The 9,976-nt window shown below is 63.4% G+C and carries 9 protein-coding genes and 1 pseudogene; 7 read left to right on the top strand and 3 right to left on the bottom strand.

Annotation, left to right across the window (positions count from 1 at the left end; genetic code table 11):
• The 7 genes and pseudogenes from EN955_RS02195 to EN955_RS02165 form a co-directional block, all read left to right on the top strand.
• Window positions 1–254 (top strand): annotated as a pseudogene (locus EN955_RS02195) (arabinose ABC transporter substrate-binding protein); the annotation flags it as partial.
• 70 nt (window positions 255–324) lie between these two features.
• Window positions 325–1,836 (top strand): L-arabinose ABC transporter ATP-binding protein AraG, encoded by a 1,512-nt coding sequence (araG, locus tag EN955_RS02190; RefSeq protein ID WP_024501893.1) that lies wholly within the window; start codon window positions 325–327, stop codon window positions 1,834–1,836.
• Between the two features lie 11 nt (window positions 1,837–1,847).
• On the top strand, window positions 1,848–2,798 hold the full coding sequence (gene araH, locus EN955_RS02185; RefSeq protein ID WP_024501892.1) for an L-arabinose ABC transporter permease AraH: 951 nt from the start codon (window positions 1,848–1,850) through the stop codon (window positions 2,796–2,798).
• A 13-nt stretch (window positions 2,799–2,811) separates the two neighbouring features.
• Window positions 2,812–3,702, top strand: coding sequence for an aldose 1-epimerase (locus EN955_RS02180; protein ID WP_024501891.1), 891 nt, complete (start codon window positions 2,812–2,814; stop codon window positions 3,700–3,702).
• Window positions 3,695–4,474, top strand: coding sequence for an SDR family oxidoreductase (locus EN955_RS02175; protein ID WP_024501890.1), 780 nt, complete (start codon window positions 3,695–3,697; stop codon window positions 4,472–4,474). The genes EN955_RS02180 and EN955_RS02175 overlap by 8 nt, the downstream gene beginning before the upstream one ends.
• 14 nt (window positions 4,475–4,488) lie before the next feature.
• A complete protein-coding gene (locus EN955_RS02170) occupies window positions 4,489–6,201 on the top strand; it encodes an IlvD/Edd family dehydratase (protein WP_024501889.1) in 1,713 nt (570 codons plus the stop codon).
• Between the two features lie 11 nt (window positions 6,202–6,212).
• Complete coding sequence (locus tag EN955_RS02165) at window positions 6,213–7,118, top strand: dihydrodipicolinate synthase family protein (RefSeq protein ID WP_024501888.1); 906 nt, start codon at window positions 6,213–6,215, stop codon at window positions 7,116–7,118.
• Window positions 7,119–7,132: 14 nt separating this feature from the next.
• Here the strand turns inward: EN955_RS02165 and EN955_RS02160 are convergent, their stop codons facing one another.
• The 3 genes from EN955_RS02160 to EN955_RS02150 all read right to left on the bottom strand — a co-directional run bounded on the left by EN955_RS02160 (window position 7,133) and on the right by EN955_RS02150 (window position 9,968).
• Window positions 7,133–7,879: an SDR family NAD(P)-dependent oxidoreductase gene (locus EN955_RS02160; RefSeq protein ID WP_013528170.1), complete on the bottom strand. Its 747-nt coding sequence runs from the start codon at window positions 7,877–7,879 to the stop codon at window positions 7,133–7,135.
• Between the two features lie 66 nt (window positions 7,880–7,945).
• Entirely contained in the window at window positions 7,946–9,457 is a 1,512-nt protein-coding gene (locus EN955_RS02155) for an altronate dehydratase family protein (protein ID WP_024501887.1), read from the bottom strand.
• Between the two features lie 181 nt (window positions 9,458–9,638).
• A complete protein-coding gene (locus tag EN955_RS02150) occupies window positions 9,639–9,968 on the bottom strand; it encodes an L-rhamnose mutarotase (protein ID WP_127223392.1) in 330 nt (109 codons plus the stop codon).
• Between the last annotated feature and the right edge of the window lie 8 nt (window positions 9,969–9,976).

Genomic DNA, 9,976 nt, shown 5'->3' with positions numbered 1-9,976 from the left:
TCCCCGCTGATAGCGTGATCGGCGTTGGCATTGGCGGCGCGGATTCGGCGATCAACGAGTTCAAGAAGCCGACGGCCACCGGCTTCGTCGGCACCGTGATCATCTCGCCGAAGCGTCATGGCTACGAAACGGCGCTCAACATGTATGACTGGGTTGCCAGCAACAAGGAGCCGGAGAAGTTGATCCTGACTTCTGGTGCACTCGCCAAGCGCGACGACTACCAAAAGGTCCGCCAGGGCCTCGGCATCGAATAATCCTCCCTGTACAAACAGGCGGCGGCTCATCCCGCCGCCTGTTTGCCATTCCACAAGAGGATCGCTGCCCGTGTCCTTTCTCGACTTCTCGCACATCACCAAGACCTATCCGGGCGTCAAGGCGCTGTCGGACGTCTCGTTCGGCGTCGACAAAGGCGCCGTGCACGGCCTGATGGGCGAGAACGGCGCCGGCAAATCCACCCTGATCAAGATACTGTCCGGCGACCAGCATGCCGATCAGGGCGAGATCCGCATCGACGGCAGGGTTCAGGCCTATACGTCGACCCGGGATGCCTTCGACAATGGCGTCATCGTCATTCATCAGGAACTGCAGCTGGTTCCTGAACTCACCGTTGCCGAAAATCTCAGCCTCGGTCGTTTCCCTGCCAACGCCGGCATCATCGCCGGCCGCCGGATGCTGGACGACGTCGGCGCCAAGCTGAAATCGGCCGGCATCGACATCGACATGCGCCGCAAGGTCAAGACGCTGTCCATCGGCGAACGCCAGATGGTCGAGATCGCCAAGGCGATCATGCTCGACGCACGCGTTATCGCGCTGGATGAACCGACCTCGTCGCTGTCCTCGCGCGAAAGCGAAATCCTGTTTGCCCTGATCGACCGCCTGCGCGGCGAGGGCAAGGTCATCATCTACGTCTCGCACAGGCTTGACGAAGTGTTCCGGCTCTGCGACAGCCTGACCGTGCTGCGCGACGGCAAGCTGGCGGCGCACCATGCGTCGCTGAAAGGCGTCACCCGCGACCAGGTCATCGCCGAAATGGTCGGCCGCGAGATTTCGGATATCTGGGGTTTTCGCGCACGAAAAACGGGCGATGTCCGCCTGAAGGTCGACGCTCTCAGCGGCCCCAAACTGAAGACGCCGGCCAGTTTCGAGGCGAGGGCAGGCGAGATCGTCGGCTTCTTCGGCCTGATCGGTGCCGGGCGCTCGGAACTGATGCGTCTGGTCTATGGCGCCGATCCGCGCTCGGGCGGCACCATCACCGTCGATGGCAAGCTGGTCCCTGCCACCGATCCGCGTGGTACGATCCGGGCCGGCATCGTGCTGTGTTCGGAGGACCGCAAGCATGACGGCATCATCCAGGGCCGCTCGGTCGAGGAGAACATCAACATCTCGTCGCGGCGCCATCACACGCGCTTCGGCGTGTTGAACCGCGCCAGCGAGATCGCCACCGCCGAAACCTTCATCAAGAAGCTCAAGGTGCGCACGCCGTCGCGCAAGCAGGACATCATCAACCTCTCCGGCGGCAACCAGCAGAAGGTCATTCTTGGCCGCTGGCTGTCCGAACAAGGGGTGCGGGTTCTCATTGTCGACGAGCCGACGCGCGGCATCGACGTCGGTGCCAAATCGGAAATCTATGAACTGCTCTACCAGCTTGCGCAGGACGGCATGGCGATCGTTGTCGTCTCGTCCGAACTGCCGGAGGTGATGGGCATCTGCGATCGCATTCTGGTGATGTGCGGCGGCCGCGTCAGCGCTGAGCTCACCCGCGACCAGTTCGCCGAAAGGGCGATCGTGGCCGCCGCTCTCCCCGATCAGAAAACCCCCGACGCGATCGCATCTTGAGGACTTTTGGCATGACCGACCAGTTGAAAAAAATCCTGCTCGGCGAACAGGGCCTCGTCGTCATCTTTGTCGTCGCCTTCGCGCTGGTCTCGGCTCTGGTGCCGAATTTCCTCACCGACCGCAACATGCTCGGCCTGCTGCAGTCGGTGGTCACCGTCGGTATCGTCGCCTGCACCATGATGTTCTGCCTTGCCGCACGCGACTTCGACCTGTCGGTCGGCTCCATCGTCGCCTTTGCCGGCATGGTCGCTGTGATGGCGTCGAATTACACCGGCTCGATCCTGCTTGGCCTCTTGGCGGCAATTGCCAGCGGCGCCTTCGTCGGCTTCATCAACGGCATCGTCATCGCCAAATTCCGCATCAACGCGCTGATCACGACGCTGGCCACCATGCAGATCGTGCGCGGGTTTGCGCTGATTGCGTCCGACGGCCGCGCCGTCGGCATCAACAGCCCGGATTTCTACCAGCTCGCGCTGTCCAAACTGCTCGGCATTCCGACGCCGGTCTGGGTGCTCGCCATCCTGTTTTGCATCTTCGGCTTCGTCCTCAACCGCACCGTCTTCGGCAAGAACACATTGGCCATCGGCGGCAATCCGGAGGCTTCGCGCCTTGCCGGCGTCAATGTCGACCGGACGCGCATCTGGATTTTTGCGCTGCAAGGCGTCATCTGCGGCATCGCCGGCATCCTGCTGGCGTCGCGCATCACCTCGGGCCAGCCCAACGCGGCGGTCGGACTGGAACTCTCGGTCATCTCGGCCTGTGTGCTCGGCGGCGTCTCGCTTGCCGGCGGCCGCGCCACCATGTCGGGCGTCATCGTCGGCGTGCTGATCATGGGCATCGCCGAGAACGCCATGAACCTGCTCAACATCCCGGCCTTTTACCAGTACATCGTGCGCGGCGTTATTTTGCTCCTGGCCGTGCTGCTCGACAATCTGCGCTCGTCGGCTTTGGGCCGGCGTTGAGTCGGGGCAGGGCATGTCGGCTGGAATACTACTGGAAAGCAATCGGCTGTGCGTCGAGATCAGCCCCTCTGGCAGCGCAATCGTCAACGGCCATACGGCCGACGGGGTGCCATTCCTGCGTCCCTACCAAGGCGAGGCCGAGTTCGACGTTGTGCACTGCGCTTGCTTTCCGATGGTGCCGATCGGCAATCGCGTCGAGGGCAATGCGTTTTCCTGCGGCGGTCAAAACTTCACGCTGGCGCCCAACACGACTGATCCTTTCTATATTCACGGTGACGGCTGGCAGGCGAACTGGAAGGTCGAGGAGCATCGCGTCGACCGCCTCGATTTGGCCTTCGATCAGCCGCGCCGCGTCGACTCGCCCTATGTCTACCATGCGCGACAGTCGTTCCGGCTCGCCGGCGCGCGGCTGGAACTCCGGCTTGCCGTCGAAAATACCGGCGTCATTCCACTGCCATTCGGCCTCGGTTTCCATCCATTCTTTCCGCGCACGCCGCGGACGACCTTGTTTGCGCCGGCCGAAACCTGGTGGACAGAGCGCGACGGGCACCTTCCAGCGTCCAGGAGCGCCATTGCCGCCGATGTCGATTTCTCAACGCCGCGCCATTTGCCCGACCGTTGGCTGAACAATGGCTTCGAAGGGTGGAGCGGCATCGCGCGCATCATCTGGCCGGAGCACTGTCTGGGGATCGACATCGAGGCGGACGCGGAGCTCGACCGCTACATGCTCTTTGCGCCGGACACGGACCGAAGCTTCTTCTGCCTGGAGCCGATGAGCCATACCCCAAATGCGTTGAAGCATTTCGATGCCGACCCAATGGGGATCAAGGTACTTTCCCCCGGCGAGGTTCTCAGAGCAAGATTCGCAATGACCGTCTTCGACTGGAGCGACAACCATGGCTGAGCGCCTTTCCGGCAAACGCATCTTCCTGACCGGCGCCGCGCAAGGCATCGGGCTGGCGATCGCCGAGGCCTGCCTTGCCGAAGGCGCAAGACTGTTCCTGGTCGACCGCGACGGCGCACTGCTGGACAAGACCGTCGCGGGCCTCGCCGTGCCGCGCGGCCATGTCGGGCATGCGGCAGCCGACATCAGCGACGGTGCCGCGATTGCCACTGCCGTCAGCCAAGCGGCCGCCGAGATCGGCCCCATCAGCGCGCTGATCAACAATGCCGGGGCCAATGTGTTCTCGACGCCGCTCGAGGCGACCGAGGAGGAATGGAACCGCAACTTCGACGTCAACGTCAAGGGCGCCTGGAATTGCAGCAAGGCGGTGTTGCCGGGTATGATCGCGAGCGGCGGCGGCGCCATCCTCAACATCGCCTCGACGCACAGCTTCACCATCATCCCACACACCTTTCCCTATCCGGTCGCCAAGCACGCGCTGCTCGGCCTGACCAAATCGCTGGCGCTCGAATATGCGGTGCAAGGCGTGCGCGTGAACGCGCTGGCGCCCGGCTATGTCGAAACCCAGAAGGCGATCGACTACTGGAACAGCTTTGCCGATCCGGCCACAGCACGCGCCAACACCATGGCGCTACATCCTGGCGGCCGCATCGCCACGGCGCGCGAGATTGCGCTGGCTGCGGTGTTCATGATTTCCGACGAGTGCCCGTTCATGAATGCGGCCACGCTCGTCGTAGATGGTGGGCTGAGCCAGCTCCAGCATCCAGCCTGAATTCCGGGAAAATCATGACCAAGAGACGATCGCAGCACTGGTTCGGCGGGCAGGGCAAGGACGCCTTCATTCACCGCAGCTGGATGAAGAACAACGGCCTGCCCGACGATGCCTTCGACGGCCGCCCGGTGATCGGCATCTGCAACACCTTCTCCGAATTCACGCCTTGTCACGTGCATTTCCGTGGCCTGATCGAGCACATCAAGGCGGGCGTGCTGGAAGCCGGCGGCCTGCCGCTGGAATTCCCGGTCTTCTCCTGCGGCGAATCCAATCTGCGCCCGACGGCGATGCTGTTCCGCAATCTCGCCTCGATGGATGTCGAGGAAGCGATCCGCGGCAATCCGATGGACGGTGTCGTGCTGATGGCAGGCTGCGACAAGACCACCCCGTCGCTGGTCATGGGCGCGGCCTCCTGCGACCTGCCGTCGATCGTCATTTCCGGCGGGCCGATGCTCAATGGCCGTTTCCAGGGCCGCGAGATAGGTTCCGGCACCGATGTCTGGAAATTCTCCGAGGATGTCCGCGCCGGCGTGATGAGCGAGCAGGATTTCGCTAATGCCGAGAGTGCCATGTCACGCTCGCCGGGTCATTGCATGACCATGGGCACGGCCTCGACCATGGCCTCGATGGTCGAAGCGCTCGGCCTGGCGCTGCCGGGCAACGCTGCCTATCCGGCGGTCGACGCGCGCCGCAGCCGCATCGCCCGCATGACGGGGCGGCGCATCGTCGAGATGGTCAATGAGAATCTCCGCCCGTCCGCCATCCTCAAGAAAGAAGCTTTCGCCAACGCCATCCGTGTCAATGGTGCCATCGGCGGCTCGACCAATGCGGTCGTGCATCTGCTGGCGATTGCCGGCCGCGTCGGCACCGAACTGACACTGGACGATTGGGATCGGTATGGCCGCGATGTACCGACCATCCTCGACCTGATGCCGTCAGGCCGCTTCCTGATGGAGGACTTCTGCTACGCAGGCGGCATTCCGGCGGTCATGAAGGAGATCGGCGATCTGCTCGATCTCGACGTGCTGACCGTCACCGGCAAGACCGTGCGCGACAACATCCGTGACGCTCAAAACTACAATCCCGAGGTGATCCGCCCGCGCGACAAGGCGCTTACTCGCAATGGCGGTATCGCGGTGCTGCGCGGCAATCTGGCGCCCGACGGCGCCATCATCAAGCCGTCAGCCGCGTCACCGGCCCTGATGAAGCATCGCGGCCGCGCCGTCGTCTTCGAGGACATCGACGACTACAAGGCGCGCGTCGACGATCCCGCGCTCGACGTCGACGAAGCGTCGATCATGGTGCTGAAGAATTGCGGCCCCAAGGGCTATCCGGGGATGGCCGAGGTCGGCAACATGGCGCTGCCCCGGAAGCTGCTGAAGCAGGGTGTCCGCGACATGATCCGCATCTCCGATGCCCGCATGTCCGGCACCGCCTTCGGCACCGTCGTGCTGCATGCCGCACCCGAAGCCGCCATCGGCGGCCCGCTGGCGCTGGTCAGGAGCGGCGACTTCATCGAGCTCGACGTCGAAGCAAGGAAGCTGCATCTCGACGTGTCGGCACAGGAGTTGGCGCGGCGTCGTGAATCCTGGCTACCGCCCGTCCCGGCGATGCGCGGCGGCTATCAGGGCCTCTACGTCGACCGTGTCCTGCAGGCGGACCGCGGCGCCGATCTCGACTTTCTCGTCGGATGCCGTGGCCACGCCATTCCACGCGAAAGCCATTGAGGCCGACCAGCATGCCTAATTTCCGGCCTGACGGTTTCCACGGCATTCACGCCATTCTCTACGCGCTCTTTGACGCGAACGAACAACTGGACCGCGCGGCGATGCGTCGGCAGGTCGAGATCTGCCTGGCGACGGGCGTGCACGGCATGGCGGCGCTCGGCCTGGCGACGGAAGTCGCCAAGCTGACCGAGGCCGAGCGCCGGACGATCATGGACTGGACGGCGGAAGATACGGCTGGAAAAGTGCCGCTTGCCTTCACCATCTTCGGCGCTTCGGTGGCTGAGCAGGTGGCACAGCTTCGCCATGCTGAAAGCGTGGGAGCGGATTGGGTGATCCTGCAGCCGCCGCCGGTCGGATCCTATGGTGCGCCGGAATACACCAGGTTCTTCGGCCGCGTCGCCGAGGCAACCGACCTGTCGGTGGCGATCCAGAACGCGCCGGCGTTTTTCGGGCGCGGCCTGTCATCGGACGAGATCCGCGAACTCGTCACGCTGCATCCCAACATAAGGCTGATCAAGGGCGAAGGCCCGGTCACCGACATTGCCGGATTGATCGAACGCACCGAAGGCCGGATACCCGTTTTCAACGGACGCGGCGGCCTGGAACTGATCGACAATTTCCGCATCGGTTGCCGCGGCATGATCCTGGCGCCTGATGGCATCGACCTCGCCGTGCGCGCCTACAATGCGTTTCGGATCGGTGACGAAGCGACGGCCGAGGCCGAGTATGCAAGAATGCTGCCGGCAGCGGTCTGCGTCATGCAGGGCATCGAGAACCTGATCTGCTACGGCAAGCGGCTGTTCGGCGCCCGCGCAGGCATCCCGATACACGACCGGGCTCCGGCGATGCGGCCCAACGAGACCGGCGTGGCGATGGTGGCGCGCTTTGCGGCTGGCCTCGGTCGGTTGCCTGGCTGAACGGCAACTGCCCTTCAATAGGTCGTCCGCCCACCCGACAGGTCGAACGTGGAGGCGGTCGTGAAACTGTTCTCCTTGGAGACGAGCCAGGCGACCATCGCCGCGGCTTCGTCGACCTCCAGCAGGCGGCCGCGCGGAATGCGCGAGCGCATATATTCGATGTGCTCCGGCGTCAGCTGTTCGAGAATGCGCGTCTGTGCCGTGGCCGGCGAGATGCAGTTCACGGCGATGTCGTACTGCGCCAGTTCCTTGCCGAGCGACTTGGTCAAGCCGATGACCGCCGCCTTCGAGGCTGAATAGGCGGAGGCGTTGGGGTTGCCCTCCTTGCCGGCGACCGAAGCGATATTGACGATCCGTCCGTAATTGCGCTCCTTCATTCCGGGAACCACGGCGCGATTGACGTAGAACGTACCGTTTACGTTGACGTCGATGACCTTCTTCCACGTCTCGATGTCGTAGACGTCGAGCGGGGCGGCAGGGCCGGCAATTCCGGCGGAATTGACCAGAATGGAAATCTTGCCGGCCAGATCTTCGGTCCTGGCGCGCGCCGCGTCCACCGACGTCCAATCGGCGACGTCCACGATCTCTGTCGTGGCAGCGTTGCCGAGTTCCTTCTTGGCGGTTTCGAGGCGGGCCTCATCGAGATCCCACAAGCTGACCGTCGCGCCGGAAGCGACGAAACGCCTGGCCATCGCGAAGCCGAGGCCCTGGGCGCCGCCGGTGACGACAGCGTGCTGGCCGTCAAGATCGATCCTGTTCATGTCGAGCGGTTCTTTCCGTTTGAGATTTTTCGTGGGTGCCCGCCGGCCTGTGCAGGCCGGCGATCGCTACATGGTCGCGCCAAGGCTCCATGGCACGAACTCGTTGTCGCCATAGCCGAGCGCTTCCGACCTGGTGCGCCCGCCGGAAGCGACGCGCAGGATCTCGGCAAAGATCTCCTCGCCCTTCTCGGCCAGCGAGACGCCGTCCAGTATGTCTCCGCAATTGATATCCATGTCCTCGCGCATCTGCTCGAAGATGAAGGTGTTGGAGGCAAGCTTGATCGAGGGCGTCGGCTTGCAGCCAAAGGCCGAACCGCGGCCGGTGGTGAAGCACAATATGTTGGCGCCGCCGGCGACCTGCCCGGTGGCCGAGACCGGGTCGTAGCCGGGCGTATCCATGAAGACGAGGCCGCGCTCGTTGATCGGCTCGGCATATTCCAGCACCGCCCGCAGATTGGTGGTGCCGCCCTTGGCGGAAGCGCCGAGCGATTTCTCCAGGATGGTCGTCAACCCACCCAGCTTGTTGCCGGGCGAAGGGTTGTTGTTCATCTCCATGTCGTGCCTGGCGGTATAATCCTCCCACCAGCGGATGCGTTCGATCAGCTTTTCGCCCACCGCGCGGCTCTCGGCGCGCAAGGCGAGGAGATGTTCGGCGCCATAGATCTCGGGCGTCTCCGAGAGCACCGCCGTACCGCCTTGCCCGACAAGCAGGTCCACCGCAGCACCTAGTGCCGGATTGGCGCTGATGCCGGAGTAACCGTCCGATCCACCGCATTGCAGCGCAAGCACCAGTTCGGAGGCTGGTTGCGGCGTCCTTTCGGCGGCGTTCACCGTAGGCAGCATGTCGACGATCGCCTTCACGCCAGCCTCGACCGTCTTTCGCGTACCGCCGGTTTCCTGGATGGTCATCGTGCGGAAAATCGTGCTCTCCTCGATGTTGTACGACTGCATCCAGCGTGGGATCTGGAACGCTTCGCAGCCGAGTCCGACCATCAGCACGCCGCCGACATTGGGGTTCGTGGCAAAGCCCCATTGCGTCCTTTTCAACAGGTCGTAAGCGGGACCCTTGGTGCCGATGCCGCAGCCAGTGCCGTGGACGAGTGCGATGATACCGTCGACATTGGGATAGTCGCGCAGGATGCCAGACCGGTTGACCTCGTCGGTGATGAACCGGGCGACGCTGGCAGAGCAGTTCACCGAGGTCAGGACGGCAATGAAGTTGCGCGTGCCCACCTTGCCGCTCGGCCGGCGGTAACCCATGAAAGTAGCGCGCTCGGCCTCGGCAACGATCTCGGTTTGCCTGGTATTCGTGCCGAAGACGTAGTCGCGTTCGAAATTTCGCAGATACACATTGTGCTCGTGAACCCAGTCGCCGGCGACGATTGGTTCCCGCGCAAAACCGATGGTCTGGCCGTATTTCACGATCGGCTCGTCCGAGCCGATGTCGCGCAAGGCCATCTTGTGCCCGCGCGGTATGCGTGCCCTGGCAGCCACGTCACCGGCTTTTTCGCCGATCTTCAACGGATCGACCGCCAGAAGAATGTTGTCGGCCCCCGAAAGCTTGATGAACCGCGCCATGACCCAAACTCTGAAAAAGTTCTCCGCGACAGGAGGTCGAGAGACAAGAAATGATTTGGAATACTAATATAATAGAATGTCAGAGGTCAAGGCCGGAGACTGGATGAGGTCGTCATGAAAGACGGACCGGTCGCCACGTCGTTGGGCATATCCGGGAAGCGACTGCCCGATAACGTTCTGGTCAATCGAGATGGAAGACCTCTTCCATGGCCGCCCACCATTCGCCGTCGGCGCGCGTCGGCAGCGGCGTCTGCATGGGGCCGCACAGTTCCCACCATTTGCGCATGGCCGGCGACTCGCTCATCCGCGCTGCATCCTTGGCGAAGTCGCTGCCGTGATACTCCCAGCAGGCGAACAGAAGGTTCTCCGGTTCGCGCAGGAAGACCGAATAGTTGCGGATGTTGGCGCGGCTGATGACGTCGAGCACTTCGGGCCAGACGGCGGCGTGGACGCGCTTATAGTCCGCGATCGCCTCGGCTTTCACGCCGATACAAAGTCCCATTCTTTGCATGCTGGTTG

It is taken from the genome of Mesorhizobium sp. M7A.F.Ca.CA.001.04.2.1 (assembly GCF_003998485.1).
GTDB classification, from domain to species: Bacteria; Pseudomonadota; Alphaproteobacteria; order Rhizobiales; family Rhizobiaceae; genus Mesorhizobium; species Mesorhizobium ciceri.
This window is presented reverse-complemented; position numbering and strand designations above follow the sequence as displayed.

Bases quoted from the DNA above. Each gene is read 5' to 3' on its own strand.
- araH (WP_024501892.1), top strand. From the start codon at position 1,848: ATGACCGACCAGTTGAAAAAAATCCTGCTCGGCGAACAGGGCCTCGTC.
- EN955_RS02180 (WP_024501891.1), top strand. From the start codon at position 2,812: ATGTCGGCTGGAATACTACTGGAAAGCAATCGGCTGTGCGTCGAGATC.
- EN955_RS02175 (WP_024501890.1), top strand. From the start codon at position 3,695: ATGGCTGAGCGCCTTTCCGGCAAACGCATCTTCCTGACCGGCGCCGCG.
- EN955_RS02170 (WP_024501889.1), top strand. From the start codon at position 4,489: ATGACCAAGAGACGATCGCAGCACTGGTTCGGCGGGCAGGGCAAGGAC.
- EN955_RS02165 (WP_024501888.1), top strand. From the start codon at position 6,213: ATGCCTAATTTCCGGCCTGACGGTTTCCACGGCATTCACGCCATTCTC.
- EN955_RS02160 (WP_013528170.1), bottom strand. From the start codon at position 7,879: ATGAACAGGATCGATCTTGACGGCCAGCACGCTGTCGTCACCGGCGGC.
- EN955_RS02155 (WP_024501887.1), bottom strand. From the start codon at position 9,457: ATGGCGCGGTTCATCAAGCTTTCGGGGGCCGACAACATTCTTCTGGCG.
- EN955_RS02150 (WP_127223392.1), bottom strand. From the start codon at position 9,968: ATGCAAAGAATGGGACTTTGTATCGGCGTGAAAGCCGAGGCGATCGCG.